Annotated in this window: 20 protein-coding genes; 12 read left to right on the top strand and 8 right to left on the bottom strand. The window is 72.1% G+C overall.

Translation table 11 applies throughout. From position 1 onward, the window contains the following. Window positions 1-94 precede the first annotated feature (94 nt). The 3 genes from cysC (at window position 95) to galT (ending at window position 3,613) form a co-directional block, all read left to right on the top strand. A complete protein-coding gene (gene cysC / locus ACTMTB_RS03535; protein ID WP_441142405.1) occupies window positions 95-1,624 on the top strand; it encodes an adenylyl-sulfate kinase in 1,530 nt (509 codons plus the stop codon). A gap of 109 nt (window positions 1,625-1,733) precedes the next feature. Continuing rightward, window positions 1,734-2,540 carry a DeoR/GlpR family DNA-binding transcription regulator gene (locus tag ACTMTB_RS03530; protein WP_441142404.1) on the top strand — a complete coding sequence of 269 codons (807 nt, stop codon included), beginning with the start codon at window positions 1,734-1,736 and terminating at the stop codon, window positions 2,538-2,540. Next, complete coding sequence (gene galT, locus ACTMTB_RS03525) at window positions 2,537-3,613, top strand: galactose-1-phosphate uridylyltransferase (RefSeq protein ID WP_441142403.1); 1,077 nt, start codon at window positions 2,537-2,539, stop codon at window positions 3,611-3,613. The genes ACTMTB_RS03530 and galT overlap by 4 nt, the downstream gene beginning before the upstream one ends. Window positions 3,614-3,999: 386 nt before the next feature. Here the strand turns inward: galT and ACTMTB_RS03520 are convergent, their stop codons facing one another. Further along, window positions 4,000-5,217: an NADP-dependent isocitrate dehydrogenase gene (locus tag ACTMTB_RS03520; RefSeq protein WP_441142402.1), complete on the bottom strand. Its 1,218-nt coding sequence runs from the start codon at window positions 5,215-5,217 to the stop codon at window positions 4,000-4,002. A 135-nt stretch (window positions 5,218-5,352) separates the two neighbouring features. On the opposite strand from ACTMTB_RS03520, the gene ACTMTB_RS03515 reads away from it, so the two are divergent. Then, window positions 5,353-6,159 (top strand): MBL fold metallo-hydrolase, encoded by an 807-nt coding sequence (locus tag ACTMTB_RS03515; RefSeq protein ID WP_441142401.1) that lies wholly within the window; start codon window positions 5,353-5,355, stop codon window positions 6,157-6,159. A 234-nt stretch (window positions 6,160-6,393) separates the two neighbouring features. Here the strand turns inward: ACTMTB_RS03515 and ACTMTB_RS03510 are convergent, their stop codons facing one another. Both ACTMTB_RS03510 and ACTMTB_RS03505 read right to left on the bottom strand, forming a co-directional pair. Then, window positions 6,394-7,344 (bottom strand): malate dehydrogenase, encoded by a 951-nt coding sequence (locus ACTMTB_RS03510; RefSeq protein ID WP_154942076.1) that lies wholly within the window; start codon window positions 7,342-7,344, stop codon window positions 6,394-6,396. A 101-nt stretch (window positions 7,345-7,445) separates the two neighbouring features. Continuing rightward, window positions 7,446-8,306, bottom strand: a complete 861-nt coding sequence (locus ACTMTB_RS03505; protein WP_441142400.1) for a bifunctional methylenetetrahydrofolate dehydrogenase/methenyltetrahydrofolate cyclohydrolase — start codon at window positions 8,304-8,306, stop codon at window positions 7,446-7,448. Window positions 8,307-8,720: 414 nt separating this feature from the next. Between ACTMTB_RS03505 and ACTMTB_RS03500 the strand changes: the two genes are divergently transcribed. The 5 genes from ACTMTB_RS03500 (at window position 8,721) to ACTMTB_RS03480 (ending at window position 14,352) form a co-directional block, all read left to right on the top strand. Then, on the top strand, window positions 8,721-10,325 hold the full coding sequence (locus tag ACTMTB_RS03500; protein ID WP_441142399.1) for a peptide ABC transporter substrate-binding protein: 1,605 nt from the start codon (window positions 8,721-8,723) through the stop codon (window positions 10,323-10,325). A 79-nt stretch (window positions 10,326-10,404) separates the two neighbouring features. Continuing rightward, window positions 10,405-11,343, top strand: a complete 939-nt coding sequence (locus ACTMTB_RS03495) for an ABC transporter permease (RefSeq protein ID WP_154941917.1) — start codon at window positions 10,405-10,407, stop codon at window positions 11,341-11,343. Then, window positions 11,336-12,292, top strand: coding sequence for an ABC transporter permease (locus ACTMTB_RS03490; RefSeq protein ID WP_210779652.1), 957 nt, complete (start codon window positions 11,336-11,338; stop codon window positions 12,290-12,292). Before ACTMTB_RS03495 ends, ACTMTB_RS03490 begins: the two co-directional genes overlap by 8 nt. Before the next feature lie 7 nt (window positions 12,293-12,299). Further along, complete coding sequence (locus ACTMTB_RS03485; RefSeq protein ID WP_210779651.1) at window positions 12,300-13,337, top strand: ABC transporter ATP-binding protein; 1,038 nt, start codon at window positions 12,300-12,302, stop codon at window positions 13,335-13,337. Next, window positions 13,321-14,352, top strand: a complete 1,032-nt coding sequence (locus ACTMTB_RS03480) for an ABC transporter ATP-binding protein (RefSeq protein WP_088960363.1) — start codon at window positions 13,321-13,323, stop codon at window positions 14,350-14,352. Before ACTMTB_RS03485 ends, ACTMTB_RS03480 begins: the two co-directional genes overlap by 17 nt. Window positions 14,353-14,504: 152 nt before the next feature. Here the strand turns inward: ACTMTB_RS03480 and purH are convergent, their stop codons facing one another. Next, a complete protein-coding gene (gene purH, locus ACTMTB_RS03475) occupies window positions 14,505-16,076 on the bottom strand; it encodes a bifunctional phosphoribosylaminoimidazolecarboxamide formyltransferase/IMP cyclohydrolase (protein WP_441142398.1) in 1,572 nt (523 codons plus the stop codon). Further along, the gene (purN, locus tag ACTMTB_RS03470) at window positions 16,073-16,693 is read right to left on the bottom strand and encodes a phosphoribosylglycinamide formyltransferase (RefSeq protein WP_350799964.1); all 621 of its coding nucleotides are present in this window, start codon (window positions 16,691-16,693) and stop codon (window positions 16,073-16,075) included. The genes purH and purN overlap by 4 nt, the downstream gene beginning before the upstream one ends. Window positions 16,694-16,871: 178 nt before the next feature. Between purN and ACTMTB_RS03465 the strand changes: the two genes are divergently transcribed. Both ACTMTB_RS03465 and ACTMTB_RS03460 read left to right on the top strand, forming a co-directional pair. Continuing rightward, window positions 16,872-17,177, top strand: a complete 306-nt coding sequence (locus tag ACTMTB_RS03465; RefSeq protein WP_441142397.1) for a CD225/dispanin family protein — start codon at window positions 16,872-16,874, stop codon at window positions 17,175-17,177. A gap of 26 nt (window positions 17,178-17,203) precedes the next feature. Further along, window positions 17,204-17,842, top strand: a complete 639-nt coding sequence (locus ACTMTB_RS03460) for a DUF4190 domain-containing protein (protein ID WP_441142396.1) — start codon at window positions 17,204-17,206, stop codon at window positions 17,840-17,842. Between the two features lie 229 nt (window positions 17,843-18,071). Here the strand turns inward: ACTMTB_RS03460 and ACTMTB_RS03455 are convergent, their stop codons facing one another. Beyond that, window positions 18,072-19,490, bottom strand: a complete 1,419-nt coding sequence (locus tag ACTMTB_RS03455; protein WP_441142395.1) for a cell division protein PerM — start codon at window positions 19,488-19,490, stop codon at window positions 18,072-18,074. A gap of 156 nt (window positions 19,491-19,646) precedes the next feature. Here ACTMTB_RS03455 and ACTMTB_RS03450 point away from each other — a divergent pair, with 156 nt between their 5' ends. Next, window positions 19,647-19,910, top strand: a complete 264-nt coding sequence (locus ACTMTB_RS03450; RefSeq protein ID WP_154941910.1) for a DUF4190 domain-containing protein — start codon at window positions 19,647-19,649, stop codon at window positions 19,908-19,910. Window positions 19,911-20,018: 108 nt separating this feature from the next. On the opposite strand, the gene sucD is transcribed toward ACTMTB_RS03450, so the two are convergent. Both sucD and sucC read right to left on the bottom strand, forming a co-directional pair. Beyond that, a complete protein-coding gene (gene sucD / locus ACTMTB_RS03445; RefSeq protein WP_441142394.1) occupies window positions 20,019-20,906 on the bottom strand; it encodes a succinate--CoA ligase subunit alpha in 888 nt (295 codons plus the stop codon). Between the two features lie 2 nt (window positions 20,907-20,908). Then, window positions 20,909-22,087 (bottom strand): ADP-forming succinate--CoA ligase subunit beta, encoded by a 1,179-nt coding sequence (gene sucC, locus ACTMTB_RS03440; RefSeq protein WP_441142393.1) that lies wholly within the window; start codon window positions 22,085-22,087, stop codon window positions 20,909-20,911. Between the last annotated feature and the right edge of the window lie 9 nt (window positions 22,088-22,096).

Here is a 22,096-nt window from a genome sequence, read left to right as displayed (position 1 = left end):
GTTCCCAACCGCCCGGGCGGCAGTGGAGTGGCGCTCTCGACCGATCGCCGGTCGGCTGCGAAACTGTGTGCCGGTCAGCGAGTGAGGGGTACGGATGAGCAACGGGTGGGTGCTGCCCGACGAGGTGCTTCGGGACGCGCCGGCGTACACGCCGCGCCCGGGTGAGCTGGCCGATCTGGAGCTGTTGCTGACCGGGGCGTACGCGCCGCTGGTCGGCTTCATGACCCGCGCCGACCTGGCCTCGCTGCAGCGTCGCGGCCGGCTCGCCGACGGCACGCCGTGGCCGGTGCCGGTGACCCTCCAGGTGCCGGCGGCGCTGGCCGCCGGGCTGGACCCGACCGACCCGGGACGCCGCACGGTGGTGCTCAGCGACGGCGAGGGCGCACCGGTCGCCGCGCTGGAGGTCGCCGACGTCTGGGCGGCCCGCGAGGGCGTGGCCGGGGTGGGCGGCCCGGTCCGCCGGCTCGGCGACGGCGGGCACGGCCCGTTCCAGCGGCTGCGCCGCAACCCGGAGGAGGTTCGGGCGCTGCTGCCCCCGGGCCGGGTGCTCGGCGTGATCGCCGACCGGCCCCTGCACCGGCCGCAGCTGGCGCAGATCGCGCACGCCGCCCGTACCCTGGGCGCCCACCTGCTGGTGATGATCCCGGTGGGTGAGGGCGGCTCCGGCGGCGTGCCGCCGGAGGCCCTGGTGCGCAGCGTCTTCGCCGCCCGCGACCGGATGCCCCCGGCGACCCTGGTCGCGGTGCCGATGCCGCGCGGTCGCGACGAGATCGGCGACGCCCTGCTGCGGGCCCGGATCTCCGCCGCGTACGGGGTGACCCACCTGCTCTCCACCGGCGAGATGCTCTCCGGCGCCGGCCTGCGGGTGCTGGTCCCCCGCGAGCTGGCCTACGACAACCGGGACGGGCAGTGGCGCTGGCGGGAGGACATCCCGCCGCGCAACCGGCGGCTGGCGCTGCGCCAGGAGGAGATCGACGACCTGCTGGACCGGGGCTTCCCGCTGCCCGAGTGGCACACCCCGCCGGCGGTGGCGAAGGAGCTGAGTCGGGCCCGCCCGCCGCGGCGGCACCGGGGCCTGGTGGTCTTCCTGACCGGCCTGTCCGGCTCCGGCAAGTCGACCATCGCCCGCGGGCTGGCGGACGTGCTGCGGGAGCAGGGCGACCGGACGGTGACCCTGCTCGACGGCGACGTGGTGCGCCGGGAACTGTCGGCGGGGCTCGGTTTCAGCCGGGCGGACCGGGACGCCAACGTCCGCCGGATCGGCTGGGTGGCCGCCGAGGTCGCCCGGCACCGGGGGGTGGGCATCTGCTGCCCGATCGCCCCGTACGCCCAGGCGCGGGCGACCGCCCGGGAGATGGCGCTGGCGGCCGGGGCCGGTTTCGTGCTGGTCCACGTGGCCACCCCGCTGGAGGTCTGCGAGCGGCGTGACCGCAAGGGCCTGTACGCCCGGGCCCGGGCCGGCCTGCTCACCGGGATGACCGGCGTCGACGACCCGTACGAGGAGCCGACCGACGCCGAGATCGTGGTCGACACCACCGACCTGACCGTCGACGAGGCGGTCCTGTCGGTGATGAACCACCTCACCGAGACCGGCTGGGTGGAGCCCCGCCTCCAGTCCGCCTGATTCCCGCCAGGGTCACCTTCCGTCGCTGCCCCCTGCGCGCTAGTGTTCATCTTTGTTGGAACACGTTTGAGCGCGTGTGAGAGTGCGCGGGAGCCGGAGGTACGGACGGATGCTGGCGCGGCAGCGGCAGGCGGCCATCCTCGACCGGGTCCGCACCACCGGCGGCGTCCGCGTCACCGAGCTGGCGGCGGAGTTCGGCGTCTCCGACATGACGATCCGACGTGACCTGGAGACGCTGCACGAGCAGGGCCTGCTGGCCAAGGTGCACGGCGGCGCCACCGTCCCCGGCCCCAGCTCCACCGACGAGCCGGGCTTCCACGCCAAGTCGGTGCGGCAGCTCGCGGAGAAGGCCGCCATCGCCGGCCGGGCCGCCGAGCTGGTCCGCCCCGGCGCGGCGGTCGCGCTGTCGGCCGGCACCACCACCGCCGAGCTGGCCCGCCGCCTGGTCGAGGTGCCCGGGCTGACCGTGGTGACCAACTCGCTGCCGGTGGCCGAGATCCTGCACGCGCAGGGCCGCACCGACCAGACCGTGGTGCTCACCGGTGGGGTGCGCACCCCGTCCGACGCGCTGGTCGGCCCACTTGCCGTGGAGGCGATCCGCTCGCTGCACCTGGACCTGCTCTTCCTCGGCGTACACGGGATCACCGAGCGGGCCGGCTTCACCACGCCGAACCTGATGGAGGCGGAGACCGACCGGGCCCTGGTGGCCGCCGCCGACCGGTTGGTGGTGCTGGCCGACCACACCAAGTGGGGCACCGTGGGCATCTCCTCGATCGTCGGCCTCACCGCGGCCGACGTGCTGGTCACCGACGACCGGCTGGCTCCCGAGGCGCGCCGGGTACTGGACGAGAAGGTGGGAGAGCTGGTGGTCGTGGCGAGCACGGGCCGGGCGACGACGGAGAGGACGGCGCGGTGAAGCGTACGGCGATCGAACTGGCGGACGGCCGCGAGCTGATCTACTTCGACGAACGGGACGACGCGGTCCGCGACCAGCCGGACCGGCGCGAGCTGCCCCCTCCCCCGCCCGCCTCCCAGCTGCGGTACGACCCGCTGACCGACGAGTGGGTGGCGGTGGCGGTGCACCGGCAGACCCGCACCTTCCTCCCCCCGGCCGACCAGTGCCCGCTCTGCCCCACCCGGGGCGACCGGCTCAGCGAGATTCCGGCCCCCGACTACGACGTGGCCGTGTTCGAGAACCGGTTCCCCTCGCTGAGCCAGCGGGTGGCCGACGAGCCGGCCGAGATCACCCCGTTCACCCCGGTACGCCCGGGCCGGGGCCGCTGCGAGGTGGTCTGCTTCACCGACGACCACAACGCCTCGTTCGCCGGCCTGCCGCCGCGCCGGGTGCGCACCGTGCTGGACGCGCTCGCCGACCGGACCGTGGCCCTCGCCGAGCTGGCCGGCGTCGAGCAGGTGTTCTGCTTCGAGAACCGGGGCGTGGAGATCGGGGTGACCCTGCACCACCCGCACGGGCAGATCTACGCGTACCCCTTCGTCACGCCGCGGACCCGGTCGCTGCTGGCCGCCGCCCGCCGGCACGCCGAGCGCACCGGCGGGGGCAACCTCTACGCCGACGTGCTCGCCGCCGAGCGGGCCGCCGGCGACCGGGTGGTCACCAGCAACGAGCACTGGACGGCGTACGTCCCGGCGGCGGCCCGCTGGCCGTTCGAGGTGCACGTGGCGCCGCACCGGCCGGTGCCCGACATCCCGGCGTTGACCGACGCCGAGCGGGACGCGTTCGGCCCGCTCTACCTGGACGTGCTGCGCCGCTTCGACGGGCTCTTCGACCTGCCGATGCCGTACATCGCGGCCTGGCACCAGGCGCCGGTGCGGATCGACCGGGAGCTGGGTCACCTGCACCTTCAGCTGTTCAGCATCCGGCGGGCCAAGGACAAGCTGAAGTACCTGGCCGGCTCGGAGTCCGGCATGGGCGTCTTCATCAACGACATCGCGCCCGAGCGGGCCGCGGAGCTGCTCCGCGCCGCCTGACCCCGGCCCGCGTCCGGGCGGCGAGTGCGGCAGCGCCCGGGGAACAGGGCGCGGGGGGCCCGGGACAGGGCCCCCCGCAGGGAAGGGACGGCTGGCTGTGCGCGACAGCCGGGAAGGTTGGCTGATCGGCACTCGTGCCGCGAGGCGACCGCGGTCAACCTTCCTGGACGAGACTGGCATCACGTCCACCCACTTCAACGACCCACGCCCACCCCGGTGACGTCGGGGGCTGCGGCCACGGATTGATCGCCACCGTTTGCGGCGTGTCGCGCGATCCGCTCGCTCGGACACCGCGACTCGCCGCGAACCGCGCGACGGCCGGGCCCCGGGTACGACGGAGCCCGCCGGCGGAGGCCGGCGGGCTCGGTCGGTGACGCGTACGAGGATCAGGCGGAGAGCTTGCGCGCCAGGTTCTCGTCGAGCGCGTTCATGAACTCGTCGGTGGTCAGCCACGGGGCGTCCCGCGAGATGAGCAGCGAGAGGTCCTTGGTCATCTGGCCGCCCTCGACGGTGTCCACGATGACCTGCTCCAGGGTGTTGGCGAACTCGGTGACCGCCGGGGTGCCGTCCAGCTTGCCCCGGTGGGCCAGGCCCCGGGTCCAGGCGTAGATCGACGCGATCGGGTTGGTCGACGTCTTCTCGCCCTTCTGCCACTGCCGGTAGTGCCGGGTGACCGTGCCGTGCGCGGCCTCGGCCTCGACGGTACGGCCGTCCGGGGAGAGCAGGACCGAGGTCATCAGGCCGAGGGAGCCGAAGCCCTGCGCGACGGTGTCCGACTGCACGTCACCGTCGTAGTTCTTGCAGGCCCAGACGTAGCCGCCCTCCCACTTGAGCGCGGCGGCGACCATGTCGTCGATCAGCCGGTGCTCGTAGGTGATGCCGGCGGCCTCGAACTCGGCCTTGAACTCGTTCTCGAACACCTCGGCGAAGATGTCCTTGAACCGGCCGTCGTACGCCTTGAGGATGGTGTTCTTGGTGGACAGGTAGACCGGGTAGTTGCGGTCCAGGCCGTACCGGAACGAGGCCCGGGCGAAGTCCCGGATCGACTCGTCGAAGTTGTACATGCCCATGGCGATGCCGCCGCCGGGGAAGTTGGCGACCTCCATCTCCATCGGGGCGGAGCCGTCGGCCGGGGTGTAGGTGACGGTCACCTTGCCGGGGCCGGGGACGACGAAGTCGGTGGCCTTGTACTGGTCACCGTGGGCGTGCCGGCCGATGATGATCGGCTTGGTCCAGCCGGGGACGAGCCGCGGCACGTTGGACATGATGATCGGCTCGCGGAAGACGACGCCGCCGAGGATGTTGCGGATGGTGCCGTTCGGCGACCGCCACATCTTCTTCAGGCCGAACTCCTCCACCCGGGCCTCGTCCGGGGTGATGGTCGCGCACTTGACGCCGACGCCGTGCTCCTTGATGGCGTTGGCGGCGTCGACGGTGACCTGGTCGTTCGTCTCGTCGCGGTGCTGGATCGAGAGGTCGTAGTAGTGCAGGTCGACGTCGAGGTAGGGCAGGATCAGCTGCTCACGGATCTGCTTCCAGATGATCCGGGTCATCTCGTCGCCGTCGAGCTCCACGACCGGGTTGTTTACCTTGATCTTCGCCATCGACCGGCGCTCCTCTCGGGGGACACGTGCTCAAGCAGTACGAGCGTACTGGAAACGGGCCGGCACCCCCCAGCCGGCCTCGGTCGGCCGGATAACCGGATGCCCGGCACGGGAGTTCACTGGCACCATCGCCCGATGCCACTGAGCCGCACCCTCGGGTCTATCACGGTCACCGCGCTCACCGACGGCGAGGGGGCGTTCTTCCAGCCCCGCACCGAGGCGTTCCCCGACGCCACCGCGGCGCACTGGCGCGAGGCGGACCGGCGCGACCCCACCTCGGTCACCGCGGACGGCCGCTGGTGGCTGCCGTTCCGCAGCTTCGCGGTGCGCGCCGGCGACGGGCCGGTCACGCTGGTCGACGCCGGCATCGGACCGGCCGGCTCGCCCGCCGCGAGCTGGGCCCCGGTGCCGGGGCGGCTCCCCGCCGAACTGGCCGCCGCCGGCATCGACCCCGCCGACGTGCGCACCGTCGTCCTCACCCACCTGCACAGCGACCACATCGGCTGGGCGGTCACCGGTACGCCCGGCCGCCCGTACTTCCCGCACGCCGACTACCTGGTGCAGCGGGCCGAGCTGGACGCGATGGAGACGATCAACCCGGAGCTGCCGGCCGGTCTGGTCGCGCCGTTGCGCGCCGCCGGCCAGCTCCGGGTGGTCGACGGCGACACCCCGCTCACCCCGGGGGTACGCCTGCTGAGCACGCCCGGGCACACCCCCGGCCACCAGTCGGTGCTCATCGACTCCGGCGACGAGCGCCTCCTGCTCACCGGCGACCTCCTGGTGCACGCCGTCCAACTCGTCGACCCCGACCTGGCCTACGCCCACGAGGAGGACCCGGCAACGGCCCGCGAGTCACGGGTCGCGCTGCTGCGCGCCCTGACCACCCACGGCCCGGTGGTCCTGGCCACCCCCCACCTCGGCACCCCCTTCACCACGCTGTAACCGCCCCCGCCCCCAGCCGCCGCCCCCACGCCCCGACGTGTTGATCAAGAAGTTTGCGTCAAAAATCGGCTCCCGTAAGGGCCAAAACTTCTTGATCACCGGGCGGCGGGTGGCAAGTGGAGGGGGCGGTGCGGGGTGCGGCCGGGCCGGCCGGGCCGGGCCGGGCCCTGCCCCGCGGACGCGGAGAGGGCACGCCGGCGGTGCCGGCGTGCCCTCTCGGGGGTCCTGGTCGGGTCACATGTTGGCGACGTCGGCCTGCTTGGCGCGGACGGCCTCGGCGGCCTCCTTCAGGCTGGCCAGCTCGTCGGCGTCCAGGTCGGTCTCGACGACCCGCTTGACGCCCTCGGCGCCGATCTCGGCCTCGACACCCAGGTAGACGCCGGCGATGCCGTACTCGCCGTCGACCCAGGCGCAGACCGGCATGACCTCGCCGGAGTCCTCCGCGACGGCCTTGGCCATCCGGGCGGCGGCGGCCGACGGGGCGTAGTACGCCGAGCCGGTCTTCAGCAGCGCCACCACCTCGGCGCCACCGTTGCGGGTCTTGACGACCAGCTCCTCGATCTGCTCGGCCGGCATCGCGTCGCGCAGCGGCTTGCCGTTCACCGTGCTCTTCGACGGCACCGGGACCATGGTGTCGCCGTGCGAGCCGAGGGTCAGGGTCTTGACCGACTTCACCGGCACCTGGAGGGCCTCGGCGACGAAGTTGGTGAACCGGGCGGTGTCGAGCATGCCGGCCTGGCCGAGCACCCGGTTCTTCGGGAACTGGGTGGCGAGCTGGGCCAGCGCGGTCATCTCGTCCAGCGGGTTGGAGACCACGATGACGACCGCGTTCGGGGCGTACTTGGCGACGTTCTCGGACACCTGGCGGACGATCTTGGCGTTCGTCTCCAGCAGGTCCATCCGGCTCATGCCCGGCTTGCGCGGGAGGCCGGCGGTGATGACGACGACGTCCGAGCCCTCGATGGCCTCGTAGCCCTCGCCGTTCGGGCCGGTGGTGACGCCGACGACCTTGGTCTCGAAGCCCTCGACCGCGCGGGACTGGTTGAGGTCCAGCGCGAGACCCGCCGGCTTGCCCTCCACGATGTCGGTGATCACGACGGTGTCGAAGACGTCGTACTCGGCCAGGCGCTGTGCGGTGGTGGAGCCGTAGAAGCCGGCCCCGACGACAGTGACCTTCTTACCCATGGTCGTCCCACTCCCTGCTACCAGTCGGTTTTCCGGACCGTATCAGCCATCCTGGCACCGATCAGGGCAGGGGCGGACAGTTATGACACCGATGGGCGTCCTCAGCCCCGCTCGGCCCGTTCCACCACGTTGGTGAGCAGCATGGCGCGGGTCATCGGCCCGACACCACCGGGCATCGGGACCACCTTGCCGGCCGCCTCGGCCACCTCCGGGTCCACGTCTCCGGTGTACCGGCCCTTGCCGTCCGCGCCGATCACCCGGGTGATGCCGACATCGACCACGGTCGCGCCCGGGGTGATCATGTCGGCGGTGAGCAGCCCGGGTACGCCCGCGGCGACGATCACGATGTCGACGGCGCGGGTGTGCGAGGCGAGGTCGAGGGTGCCGGTGTGGCACAGGGTCACGGTGGCGTTCTCGCTGCGCCGGGTGAGCAGCAGCCCCAGCGGGCGGCCGACGGTGTTGCCCCGGCCGACCACGGCGACCGTCGCGCCGCGCAGCGGTACGTCGTGCCGGCGGAGCAGCTCGACGATCCCGCGCGGGGTGCAGGGCAGCGGGGCGTCGTAGCCGAGCACCAGCCGGCCGAGGTTGACCGGGTGCAGGCCGTCGGCGTCCTTGTCCGGGTCGATCATCTCCAGCACGCGCTGGGTGTCCAGGTGGGCCGGGAGCGGCAGCTGGACGATGTAGCCGTGACAGGCCGGATCGGCGTTCAGCTCGGCGAGGACCGCGTCGACCTGCTGCTGGGTGGCGTCGGCGGGCAGCTCGCGGCGGATGGAGGCGATCCCGACCTCGGCGCAGTCCCGGTGCTTGCCGTTGACGTACGCCTGGGAGCCCGGGTCGGCCCCGACCAGGACGGTGCCGAGGCCCGGGGTGATGCCCCGCTCCGCGAGTGCCTTGACCCGCGTCCGCAACTCGTCCTTGATCTCCGCCGCGGTCGCCTTGCCGTCCAGGATCGTCGCCGTCACGTCCAGATCGTCTCACGGCGACAGCCGCAGGTTGGGACGACGACCAACCGTGACTTTCCGTTAGGTGGCTCTAATCACCCAGAGTGACCATGTGTGGAGTCGACCACAGCTCGGGACGGACAGCCGATCAGGAAACCGCACAGAGCGGACGGCGGGCCGGCAACCACGCAGGGCGGCCCGGAGCGCGCCCCCGGGCGCGGGGCGCCGGCCTCGAAACCGACATTGAACAGCAGCTTCACCGCACCGCTCATAGCAGAGGGGTGGAAGGGCGACAAGACGAGGGCGGGCTTTCCGTTACTGGTTCGCAACGCTCTCGTTGCCGAACAGCCAGCCGCGACCTACCGTTGCCCAACGTTGCGCAGCGTTACCCAGCACCGGGCCAGACTGCGCAGCGTGAGGAGATGAGGAGACTCAATGCGAGTTCGTAGGCTTGCCGCCTGGACCGCTCTCCCGCTCGCGGTGACGCTTGGCCTGGTGGCCTGCGGCTCGGGCGGCGACGGCGGATCAGGGCAGAGCGACCCCAACGCGGCCGTGCGGATCGAGATCGCCGAGCCGCAGCACCTGGTGCCCACCAACACCAACGAGACCAGTGGTTCGCAGGTGCTCGCCGCCCTGTTCAGCCCGCTGGTCGACTACGACGAGGCCAACAAGCCGTACGAGGTGGCGGCCGAGTCGGTGACGTCGTCGGACAACAAGGTCTGGACGATCAAGCTGAAGGACGGCTACACCTTCCACAACGGCGAGAAGGTCACGGCCGAGAACTACATCGACGCCTGGAACTACGGCGCTTACGCCCCCAACGGCCAGAACTCGAGCTATTTCTTCGAGAAGGTCGCCGGCTACGCGGACCTGCAGGGCGAGAAGCCGGCCGCGAAGACACTGTCCGGGCTGAAGAAGGTCGACGACCTCACCTTCACCGTGACGTTGGCCGAGCCGTACAGCGAGTTCAAGACGATGCTCGGCTACACGGCCTTCTACCCGCTGCCGAAGGCGGCCTTCTCCGCCCCGGGCGTGCTGGCCGAGGGCTACGAGCAGGCGCCGGTCGGTCAGGGCCCGTTCAAGATCAAGGGCACCTGGCAGCACGACGCCAAGGTCGAGGTCGAGAAGTACGACGCCTTCCCCGGCCAGCAGCCGAAGGTGGCCGGCGTCGAGTTCCGGATCTACCAGCAGCCGACCGCGGCCTACGCGGACGTGCTGTCGGACAACCTGGACGTCATCAAGACCCTCCCGACCGAGAGCCTGTCGACGGCCGCCACCGACCTCGGTGACCGGTTCCAGCAGAGCCCGGCCTCGTCGCTGCAGGTGCTGGCGTTCCCGACGTTCCAGAAGGAATTCAGCAAGCCGGAGGTCCGCAAGGCGATCTCCATGGCGATCGACCGGGACGAGATCACCAAGTCGATCTTCAAGGACTCGCAGCAGCCGGCCCGTTCCTTCGTCTCGCCGGTCGTGGCCGGCTACCGGGAGAACACCATCGGCGCGGCGGGCGAGTTCGACCCGGCCAAGGCCAAGGCGATGTACCAGGCCGCGGGTGGCCCGTCCAAGATCGAGCTGTCGTACAACGGTGACGGCGGCCACAAGGACTGGATCGACGCGACCTGCAACCAGCTCAAGGCCAACCTGGGCGTGGAGTGCGTCGGCACCGCCGAGCCCAAGTTCGCGGACCTGCTGACCAAGCTCAAGGCGAAGCAGCCGGTCGGCCTGTTCCGGATGGGCTGGGTCATGGACTACCCGTCCATGGAGAACTACCTGGGCCCGCTGTACAGCACCAACGGTTCCTCGAACTACTACGGCTACAGCAACCCCGAGTTCGACAAGCTGCTGGCCGAGGGCGCCAAGGCGCCGAGCGAGGAAGAGGCGATCAAGAAGTACCAGGCGGCGGAGGACCTCCTGGCCGAGGACCTGCCGGTGATTCCGCTGCGGTACGGCCAGAACAACTTCGGGCACTCGACCAAGGTCAAGAACGTGGAGATGGATCTCTTCGACCGGGTCGACCTGCTGAAGATCGAGGCCGTCAAGTAAAAGCGCTGGTCGGGTCGGGCCACCGCGAGGTGGTCCGACCCACCACGCCCTTCGCCCCTTTTCAGAGAGACTTCACAGTATGTTCCGCTTTATTCTGCGGCGACTGCTCCAGATGGTCCTCGCCTTCTTCGGGACCACGCTGATCGTCTACGCACTGATGTTCGCCGGTCAGGGCGACCCGATCCAGGCGCTCGCCGGCGAGCGCCCGGTCACCGCCGCCCAGCGGGCATACCTGACAGAGAAGTTCCACCTCGACCAGACCGGGGTCGGCGGCTTCTTCTACCGCTACTTCGACTACATCAAGAACCTGCTCCAGGGTGACCTCGGGCAGTCGCTGACCGGCCGCCAGATCGGCGACATCCTCGCCGCCGCCTGGCCGGTGACGGTCAAGCTGGCGCTCATCGCGATGGCCGTGACGATCCTGTTCGGCGTCACCGCGGGCGTGCTCGCCGGCATCCGCCGGGCCAGCATCTTCGACAACTCGACGCTGGTGCTGACCCTGCTGGTGCTCGGCATCCCGACCATCGTGCTGGCCCCGCTGGCGCAGTACCTCCTCGGCGTCAAGTGGCAGCTCTTCCCGCCCACCGCCGGCGCCGAGCCCGACCTGTACGCGCTGCTGCTCCCCGGCATCGTGCTCGGCTCGCTCTCGCTGGCCACCGCGCTGCGGCTGACCCGGACCTCGGTGGCGGAGAACCTGCGCGCCGACTACGTCCGGACGGCCCGGTCGAAGGGCCTGGTCAAGCGGCGGATCGTCAGCGTGCACGTGCTGCGCAACTCGCTCATCCCGGTGGTCACCTTCCTCGGCGTCGAGCTGGGCAACCTGATGAGCGGCGCGATCATCACCGAGGGCGTGTTCAACATCCCCGGCGTCGGCTTCAACCTGTTCCGCGGCATCCGCACCGAGGACGGCCCGCTGGTGGTGGGCATCGTCAGCGTGCTCGTCGTGGTCTACCTCCTGTCCAACCTGGTGGTGGACGTCCTGTACGCCGTACTCGACCCGAGGATCCGCTATGAGTGACTTCGAGACCGTGGCGGCCACGGAGAACCAGGCCGCGCGGCGGGGCGTGTCCGGCGAGCCCGGAGCGCCCAACCAGATCGGCGCGCCGCAGAAGGCCCGCAGCCTGGCCGGTGACGCCTGGCGCGACCTGCGCCGCAATCCGATCTTCTGGATCAGCCTCACCCTGGTCGTGGTGGTCGCCGCGATGGCCGCCGTACCCTCGCTCTTCACCGCCAACGACCCGCGCGACTGCCTGCTCTCCCGGCAGCACGACGGGGCGTCCGGCGGGGCCATCTTCGGGTACGACTTCCAGGGCTGCGACACGTACGCCCGGGCGGTCTACGGCGCCCGCGCCTCGCTGCTGGTCGGCGCGCTCTCCGCGCTGATCACCGGCATCATCGCGCTGGTCATCGGCATGCTGGCCGGTTACTTCGGCCGCTGGGTCGACGCGGTGCTCTCCCGCGTGATCGACATCGTGCTCGGCATCCCGCTGCTGCTCGCCGCGATCGTGCTGCTCAAGCGGGTGAGCACCAGCAGCGACAACGTCCGGCTGTTCGCGGTGATCTTCGTGCTGGCGGTGCTCGGCTGGACCACCGCCGCCCGGGTGGTCCGCTCCTCGGTGATCACCGCCAAGGAGCAGGACTACGTGGCGGCGGCCCGGATGCTCGGCGCCGGCAACGGCCGGATCATGTGGCGGCACATCCTGCCGAACGCGCTCGCCCCGGCGATCGTGGTGCTCACCATCGCGCTCGGCTCGTTCATCGCCGCCGAGGCGACGCTGAGCTTCCTCGGCATCGGTCTCAAGGCCCCGACCATCTCGTGGGGCATCGACATCGACGCCGGCCGGGTGCACATGCGCGAGTCGGCGACGCCGCTGGTCGTCCCGTCCGCCTTCCTCGCGCTGACCGTCCTCGCCTTCATCATGCTGGGCGACGCCATCCGCGACGCCTTCGACCCGAAGCTCCGGTGAGAACCTCATGACCCAGTCCGCTGTCCACCCGACGCCGGCCTCCCCCACGCCCGAGGGCGGCCACCTGCTCGACATCCGGGACCTGCACGTCGAGTTCCGGACGAGCGAGGGCGTCGCCAAGGTGATCAACGGCGTCTCCTACCACCTGGACGCCGGCGAGACCCTCGCGGTGCTCGGCGAGTCCGGCTCCGGCAAGTCGGTCACCGCCCAGGCGATCATGGGCATCCTCGACACGCCGCCGGCGGTGATCCGCTCCGGTCAGATCCTCTACCAGGGTCGGGACCTGCTGAAGCAGTCGGAGGAGCAGCGCCGCCAGGTGCGGGGCAAGGAGATCGCGATGATCTTCCAGGACGCCCTCTCCGCGCTGAACCCGGTCTTCGGAGTCGGCTGGCAGATCGGCGAGACGCTGCGCCAGCGCGAGGGGATGTCCAAGGCGGACGCCCGCCGGCGCGCGGTCGAGCTGATGGACCTGGTCCGGATCCCGGCCGCGGCGAAGCGCCTGGGCGACTACCCGCACCAGTTCTCCGGCGGCATGCGGCAGCGCGTCATGATCGCGATGGCGCTGGCGATGAACCCGAAGGTGCTGATCGCCGACGAGCCCACCACCGCGCTGGACGTCACCGTGCAGGCCCAGATCATGGACCTGCTGGCCGACCTGCGCCGGGACCTCAACATGGCGATGATCCTGATCACCCACGACCTCGGCGTGGTCGCCGGCGTCGCGGACCGGATCGCGGTCATGTACGCCGGTCGGATCGTCGAGCACGCCGACGTCCGGTCGCTGTACCGGTCGCCCGCCCACCCGTACACCAAGGGTCTGCTGGAGTCGATCCCGCGCATGGACGTGCGCGGCCAGGAGTTGTCGACGATCAAGGGGCTGCCGCCGAACCTGATGCGGATCCCCTCCGGCTGCCCGTTCCACCCCCGGTGCCCGTACGTGCAGCAGGTCTGCGTGGACGTGGTGCCACACGACCTGGTCCTCGGCGACGGCCGGACCAGCGCGTGCCACTTCGCGCAGGAGGTCCGAGATGACAGCGCCCGCTAGCCCGACCAAGGTCCGCGGCGAGACCATCCTCTCCGTCGACAACCTGGTCAAGCACTTCCCGATCACCCAGGGCGTGCTGTTCCAGAAGCAGACCGGCGCGGTCCGGGCCGTCGACGGGGTGAGCTTCGAGCTGCGCCGGGGCGAGACCCTGGGCATCGTGGGCGAGTCCGGCTGCGGCAAGTCCACGCTGGCCCGACTGCTGATGCGGCTGGAGACGCCCACGTCCGGCGGGGCCACCCTGGAGGGGAAGGATCTGTTCAAGGCCTCCGGGGCCGAGCTACGCCGGCTGCGGCGCAACATGCAGATGGTGATGCAGGACCCGTACACCTCGCTCAACCCGCGGATGACGGTCGGCGACATCATCGGCGAGCCGTTCGACATCCACCCGGAGGCGGCGCCGAAGGGCAGCAAGCAGCGGCGGGTGCAGGAGCTGCTGGACGTGGTCGGGCTCAACCCGGAGCACGTCAACCGCTACCCGCACCAGTTCTCCGGCGGCCAGCGCCAGCGCATCGGCATCGCCCGGGCGCTCGCCCTGCGGCCCGAGGTGATCGTCTGCGACGAGCCGGTCTCCGCGCTGGACGTCTCGATCCAGGCGCAGGTGATCAACCTACTGGAGCAGCTCCAGGACGAGTTCGGGCTCTCGTACATCTTCATCGCGCACGACCTGTCGGTGGTCCGGCACATCTCGGACCGGGTCGCGGTGATGTACCTCGGCAAGATCGTGGAGATCGGCACCGAGGACGAGATCTACGAGCGGGCCACCCACCCGTACACCCAGGCGCTGCTCTCGGCGGTGCCGGTGCCGGACCCGGACGTCCGCAACGACCGGACCATCATCCGGCTCACCGGTGACGTGCCGAGCCCGGCCGATCCGCCGTCCGGCTGCCGCTTCCGTACCCGCTGCTGGAAGGCCCAGGAGGTCTGCGCCCGCGAGGAACCCCTGTCGGTCTCCCGCGCCGCCGACCCCCACCCGTCCGCCTGCCACTTCGCCGAACTCCGCCCGTCCCTCCCCTGACCCACCCACGGTTCCCGCCGTCGATCATGAAGTTGTTGTCTCGACACGCCGCGGTACCGGACAACAACTTCATGATCGACAGGTTCAGGGCGGGGGCGGCGTCCGCCCGCGGCGGACCGCCGGGGGCCGCGTGGCCCCCGGCGGTGTCGTCGTCAGTGGAAGAAGTGCCGCGTGCCGGTGAGGTACATGGTCACGCCGGCCTCCTTGCACGCGGCGATGACCTCCTCGTCGCGGATGGAGCCGCCGGGCTGCACGATCGCGCGTACCCCCGCCTCGATGAGGATCTTCGGGCCGTCGGCGAACGGGAAGAACGCGTCCGAGGCGCAGACCGCGTCGCGGGCCCGCTCGGCGCCGGCCCGGTCGACCGCCAACCGTGCCGAGTCCACCCGGTTGACCTGCCCCATGCCGACCCCGACCGTGGCGCCGTCCTTGGCCAGCAGGATCGCGTTGCTCTTCACCGCGCGGACCGCCCGCCAGGCGAAGGCCAGGTCCCGCAGGGTGGCCTCGTCGGCCGGGTCGCCGGTGGCCAGCCGCCAGTTCGCCGGATCGTCGCCCTCGGCGTCGACCTTGTCCCGCAGCTGCACCAGGACACCGCCGGTGACCTGCCGCCACTCCGCCGGCAGCGGGTCGAAGGCCGGGGCGTGCAGCAGCCGGATGTTCTTCTTGGCCTGCAGGATCTCCGCCGCGCCCTCGTCGTACCCGGGGGCGACCACGACCTCGGTGAAGATCTCGGCCACCTGCCGGGCCATCTCCACGCTGACCGGCCGGTTGACGGCGATCACCCCGCCGTACGCCGACACCGGGTCACAGGCGTGCGCCCGGCGGTGCGCCTCGGCCACGTCCGCGCCGACCGCGATGCCGCACGGGTTGGCGTGCTTGATGATCGCCACCGCCGGCTGGTCGGTGAAGTCGTTCGCGGCCCGCCAGGCCGCGTCGGCGTCGACGTAGTTGTTGTAGGACATCTCCTTGCCGTGCAGCTGCTCGGCCTGGGCCAGGCCGGCGGGGCTGGACGGGTCGGCGTAGACGGCCGCCGCCTGGTGCGGGTTCTCCCCGTAGCGCAGCACCGCCCGGCGGCGCAGGCTCAGCCCGGCGAACTGCGGCCACCCGTCGGCGGCCGGAGCCAGCGTGGTGGCGAACCACTCGGCCACGGCGACGTCGTAGTCGGCGATGTCGGCGAAGGCGCGGGCGGCGAGCGCCCGACGCTGCGCCAGCGTGAAGCCACCGTCGGCGAGGGCGGCCACCAGGGCCGGGTACGCCGCCGGGTCGGTCACCACCGCGACCGACGCGTGGTTCTTGGCGGCGGCCCGGACCATCGCCGGCCCGCCGATGTCGATCTGCTCCACGCACTCGTCCTGGCTCGCGCCGGAGGCGACCGTGGCCTGGAACGGGTAGAGGTTGGAGACCAGCAGGTCGATCCCGGCGATGCCGTGCTCGTCGAGCTGGGCGGCGTGGGTGTCCTTGCGCAGGTCGGCCAGGAGACCCCCGTGGATCTTCGGGTGCAGGGTCTTCACCCGGCCGTCGAGGATCTCCGGAAAGCCGGTCACCTGCTCGACCGGGGTCACCGGCACCCCCGCGCCCGAGATGGTGGACGCGGTGCTGCCGGTCGAGACGATCTCCACCCCGGCGTCGTGCAGGGCCCGGGCCAGCTCGACCAGGCCGCTCTTGTCGTAGACGCTGACCAGTGCCCGCCTGATCGGGCGACGCTCGTCCTGAGTGGAACTCACGGGACCGTGACCTTTCTTCCGGTGATCGTCCAACCTTCGCGGACCAGCCGACCGACCTGCTCGACGAGCTGGCGCCGCTCGGCCTCCTTGATGCGCTCGGTGAGCGTCTCCACGTCGTCGTCGTCGCGTACCGGCACGGCGACCTGCGCGACGATCGGGCCGGTGTCCATCCCGGCGTCGACGAAGAAGAGCGTGGCCCCGGTGACCTTGACGCCGTAGGCGAGCGCGTCCCGGGGGCCGTGGATGCCGGGGAACGCCGGCAGCAGGGTGTTGTGCGTGTTCAGGTAGCGGTCACCGAAGGCGGCCAGGAAGTGCGGCCCGACCAGCTTCAGGAAGCCGGCCGAGATCACCAGGTCGGGTCGGTGCTCGGCGACGTGCGCGGTGAGCGCGAGGTCCCAGTCCTCCCGCGACGGGTGGTCCTTGACCCGGTCGACGAAGGTCGGCACCCCGGCGGCGGCGGCCCGGTCCAGGCCGGCGATCCCGTCGCGGTCGGCGCCGACGGCCACCACCCGGGCCCCGTACGCGGGGTCGGTGGTGGCGTCGAGCAGCGCCTGGAGGTTGCTGCCGGAGCCGGAGACGAGGACGACGAGGCGGGCGACGGACGCGGGCTCGGTCACGCGGCCACCCTATCGGGCAGGTCAGGACTCCCAACGATCGGGCAGCGGCGATTCGGGTGATCACGCGAGTGGCACGTACGCGATACGCTGCCCGTCGCTCGGTGGCTGCCGTCCGGCCCGCCGCCGCACCCTTCACACAAGATCAGGCACGGACAGTGCCGACGGAGCGAGGAGCACCATGCAGCCCGGTTACCCCAACCCCGCGCAGCAGCCGCCGATCAACAACAACATGACGATGTCCATCGTGGCCATCTTCTTCTTCTGGCCGCTGGCCATCCCGGCCATCATCAACGCCTCCAAGGTCAACCCGCTGCTGCAGCAGGGTGACTACGCGGGCGCCCAGGCGGCGGCGAACGAGTCGAAGAAGTGGTCGAAGTGGGCCATCATCATCGGCGCCGTCTGGCTCGTGATCGTCCTGCTGTGCTGCCTCGCCGGTGGTCTGGCCGGGATCATGGGCTCCGACACCAGCGCCAGCAGCTACTGACGATCATCGACTGAGGAGCATCCGCCATGCAGCCCGGACCCCCCGGTCAGGACCCGTACGGCCAGCAGCCCCCGCACGACCCGTACGGCCAGCCCGCCTCCGGGCAGCCCTACGGGCAGCCGTACGGGCAGCCGCAGGACCCGTACGCACCGCCCCCGCAGGCGCCGTACGGGCAGCAGCCGCACGATCCGTACGCCCCGCCGCCGCAGGCCCCGTACGGCCAGCAGCCCACCTCGGGCCAGCCGTACGGGCAGCCGGTCTCCGGTGACCCCTACGGCCAGCCCACCTCGGGCCAGCCCTACGGGGCGCCGGGCCAGCCGTACGGGCAGCAGCCCTACCAGGATCCGTACGGCCAGCAGCCCTACGGCATGCCGGCGTACCCGAACGCGGGCTACCCGCAGCCCCAGGGCCAGCAGAACACGCTGGGCCTGGTGTCGATGATCCTGGGCATCGTCTCCATCCCGATGGTCTGCTGCTACCTCGGCATCCCGCTGGGCATCGCCGCGGTGGTCACCGGGTGGCTGGGCCGGCAGAAGGCGGCCCAGGGGCTGGCCAGCAACGGCGGTCAGGCCCTCGCGGGTCTGATCTGCGGCGGAATCGGTCTGGCGCTCGGGCTGCTGCAGATCGTGGCGCTCGCCGCCAACATCTCCTTGCCGAACTCCTGAGCCGACACCCGGAAGGGGCGTCCCGGATCTCCGGGGCGCCCCTTCCGTCGTCCCGGCCCCGCGCGCGCCGGTCGTTGTGGGGACACGTCGCACGCGGCAGCAGCCGGGTGAGCGGCCCAAGCGCGGGTGAGCGGCCCGGGCGTGGGTCAGCGGGTCAGGCGCGGGAGGCCCGGGCGGGTCGGGTGTGGCCGCGCGGCCAGCAGCCGGGTGAGCGGGCCGGATCGGCGGGTCAGGCGCGGGGTGCCGGGCGGGCGAGCACCCGGGCGGCGGCGGCCCCGAGCAGCGCGCCGACCGTGACCACCGCGGTGGAGACGGCGGCCACCTGCCAGGGAACCGGGCCGATCTCGGCCAGCCGGCCACCGCCGAGCGGGCCGCCGGAGGCCGCGGCGGCGAGGCCGGCGAGCAGGCCGACCACCGGGCCGGCGAGCGCCGCCGGGCCGAGCAGGGCAGCCCAGTCCGGCACCGCGCGCTCGTCCGCGTCGCGGAGCAGCCGCCGGGCGAGCAGCCAGCCCGCGGCCATCCCGGCCAGCACCGGCACCGCGAGCAGCGCCGCCCCGAACCCGTCGACCGGGCCGCTGGGCAGCCCGGCGAGCAGGGGTACGGCCGGCAGCGCGCCCACCGAGACCTCGCTGGTGCGTACCGCCGTGCCGGCGCCGACGGCGAAGCCGGGCCCGAGCAGGTACGCGGTCGACCAGATCGTGGCGTTCGGCGCGTAGGCGAGGCTGACCAGGGTGATGCCGGCCTGCCCGGCCACCCCGGTCCGGTACGCGCCGATCATGTCGGCGGCGTCGCCCCCGCCGGTCGCCACCGCCAACCCGGCCGCGCCGGCCCCCGCGCCGAGCAGCAGCAGCCCGGCGACCAACCCGGTGCGCACCCCGTCGCGCAGCGCCGCCGGCGCGCGCTCGGCGAGCAGGCCGGCCACGCCGGTGGTGCGCAGTGCCCCGACCAGCGCGGCGAGCGCGCCGAAGACCGCGTGGGTGACGCCGGCGCGGACCGGGGAGACCCGCAGGTCGTCGGTGCTCACCAGCACCGCGGCGAGGGCGCCGAACAGCCCGTACCCGAGGCCGACCGCGACCGCGGCGGTGAGTGCCTGGCGGGGCGAACGCCCGCCCCGCGCGCCCATCGCCCGGCTGGTGTGCACGCCGGCCCGGGTCAGCCGCCAGAACGCGAGCCCGGAGAGCAGCAGCGGGACCAGGCCGAGCGGGCCGGCGGTGGTCTGCAGCGGCACCCCGTGGCCGAGCAGCCAGCCGGACAGCCCGGCGCGCAGCGCACCAGCGACGGAGCCGGCGTCCTCGCTGATCTGGGCCAGCGCCAGCACCAGGGCGACCGGCAGGTACGACGTGAGCGCCGCCCAGCCTGCGGCGACCCCGGCGGCGACGACGAGCGGCGCCCGCCCCCGGCCCGACTCCGGCCGGCGGGGCGCGGGCACCCGGCCACCCGACGCGGGCCGGCCCCCGGGCCGGTCGTGCTCCCGGCGGGCGTCCTCCCGGCGGGCGTCCTCCCGGCGGGCGTCCTTCCGGCGGGCGTCGTCGGTCCGGCGGCCGTCGTCGGTCCGGCGGGTGCCGGCCGGGCGGGCATCGTCCCGGCGGGCGTCGGCGCGGACGCCGGCGGCGGGACGGCGAGGCTGATCAGGGGTGACCGGGGACATCGGGTCTACTCTGGCACGCCGCGCGGGCGGCGGCTGCCCGGCGGCCCCACCTGGCCCCGGCGAGTTCCGTGATCCACCGGTTTCCGGGCCGGAATCCGGTCTAGCCTCGGCGCAGGACGCGACTGCAGTCGCGGCATGAAGCGCTGGGAGGAAGCCGTGAACGCTCCGTACCCGCCGCCCCCACCGCCGCCGGCGGCCGGCAAGGACCGCACCACGCTGTGGGGCGTGCTCGGCATCGTCCTGGGCCTGATCTGCTGCGGCATCCTCGGCATCGTCTTCGGTTACCTGTCGATCCGCGACGCGAAGCGCTACGGCCAGTCCCCGGTGCTCGGCTACCTGGCGATCGCCTTCGGCGTGCTCAACATCATCGGTACCGCGATCTGGCGGGCCAGCGGGACGTACCCGCTCTGGGACGACTGAGGGGGCCGACCGTCGCCGGCCGACCCCCTCGGTGTCTCACCCGTCCGCCCAGCGGCGGACGGTGCTGCTGACGGCCGCTCAGCGGCCCACGGTGCTGCTACCGGCCGCTCAGCGGCCGGCCATGATCTCCCGCATCAGCTTGGCGGTCTCGGTCGGCGTCTTGCCGACCTTGACGCCGACGGCCTCCAGGGCCGCCTGCTTCGCCTCGGCGGTGCCCGCCGAGCCGGAGATGATCGCGCCGGCGTGCCCCATGGTCTTGCCGGGGGGCGCGGTGAAGCCGGCGATGTAGCCGACCACCGGCTTGGTGACGTTGGCCTTGATGAACTCGGCGGCCCGCTCCTCGGCGTCGCCGCCGATCTCACCGATCATCACGATGGCGTCGGTCTCCGGGTCGGCCTCGAACGCGGCGAGGGCGTCGATGTGGGTGGTCCCGATGATCGGGTCACCGCCGATGCCGACGCAGGTGGAGAAGCCGATGTCGCGCAGCTCGTACATCATCTGGTAGGTCAGCGTGCCGCTCTTGCTGACCAGGCCGATCCGGCCGGAGCCGGTGATGTCGGCCGGGATGATGCCGGCGTTGGAGGCGCCCGGCGAGGCGATGCCGGGGCAGTTCGGCCCGATGATCCGGGTCCGCTCGCCCCTGCTCACGTTGTACGCCCAGAAGGCGGCGGTGTCGTGCACCGGGACGCCCTCGGTGATCACCACGGCCAGCGGGATCTCGGCGTCGATCGCCTCGACCACGGCGCCCTTGGTGAACTGCGGCGGCACGAAGATGACCGTGACGTCGGCCCCGGTCTCCTTCATCGCGTCCGCGACGGAGGCGAAGACCGGCAGCTCGGTGCCGTCGAAGTCGACCGTCTGGCCCGCCTTGCGCGGGTTGACGCCGCCGACCACGTTGGTGCCCGCGGCGAGCATCCGCCGGGTGTGCTTGGAACCCTCGGAACCGGTCATCCCCTGGACGATGACCTTCGAGTCCTTGGTCAGCCAGATAGCCATCGTCAGACCCCCGCAGCTGCCAGCTCGGCGGCCCGCTCGGCCGCGCCGTCCATGGTGTCGACCCGCTGGATCAGCGGGTTGTTCGCGCCGTCGAGGATCGCCCGACCGGCCTCCGCGTTGTTGCCGTCGAGACGGACGACGAGCGGCTTGGTGGCCTTCTCGCCCCGCTGCTCCAGCAGGGCCAGCGCCTGCACGATGCCGTTGGCGACCGCGTCGCAGGCGGTGATGCCGCCGAAGACGTTGACGAAGACGCTCTTCACCGACGGGTCGGAGAGCACGATCTCCAGGCCGTTGGCCATCACCTCGGCGCTCGCGCCACCGCCGATGTCGAGGAAGTTCGCCGGCTTGACGTTGCCGTGCCGCTCGCCCGCGTAGGCGACCACGTCGAGCGTGGACATGACCAGGCCCGCGCCGTTGCCGATGATGCCGACCTCGCCGTCGAGCTTGACGTAGTTGAGGTCCTTCTCCTTGGCGGCCTGCTCCAGCGGGTCCACCGCGGCCTGGTCGACCAGGGCCTCGTGGTCCGGGTGCCGGAACCCGGCGTTCTCGTCGAGGGTGATCTTGGCGTCGAGCAGCAGCAGCTTGCCCTCGCCCGTCTTGGCCAGCGGGTTCACCTCGACCAGCGTGGCGTCCTCGGCGACGAAGGCCTTCCACAGGCCCACCGCGACCTCGACGACCTGGTCGGCGACCTTGGCCGGGAAGCCGGCGGCGTCGACGATCTCGCGGGCCTTCGCCTCGTCCACGCCCTTGACGGCGTCGATCGGGGCCTTGACCACCTTGTCGGGGGTCTCGGCGGCGACCTGCTCGATGTCCATGCCGCCGGCGACGCTGGCGATGCAGAGGAAGGTGCGGTTCGCCCGGTCGAGCAGGTACGAGAAGTAGTACTCCTCGGCCACGTCCGCGGTCACGGTGATCATGACCTTGTGGACGGTGTGACCCTTGATGTCCATGCCGAGGATGTCGGTGGCGCGGGCCACCGTCTCCTCCGCGCCCTCGGCCAGCTTGACGCCGCCGGCCTTGCCTCGGCCGCCGACCTTCACCTGCGCCTTGACGACCACCCGACCGCCGAGGCGTTCGGCGATCGCGCGGGCCTCCTCCGGGGTAGTGGCGACGCCGCCGGCGAGCACGGGCAACCCGTGCCGCTCGAACAGGTCCCGCCCCTGGTACTCGTACAGGTCCACGATTGCGCG

The sequence above is a fragment of the Micromonospora sp. L32 genome (genome assembly GCF_052068055.1).
GTDB lineage: Bacteria > Actinomycetota > Actinomycetes > Mycobacteriales > Micromonosporaceae > Micromonospora > Micromonospora purpureochromogenes.
This window is presented reverse-complemented; position numbering and strand designations above follow the sequence as displayed.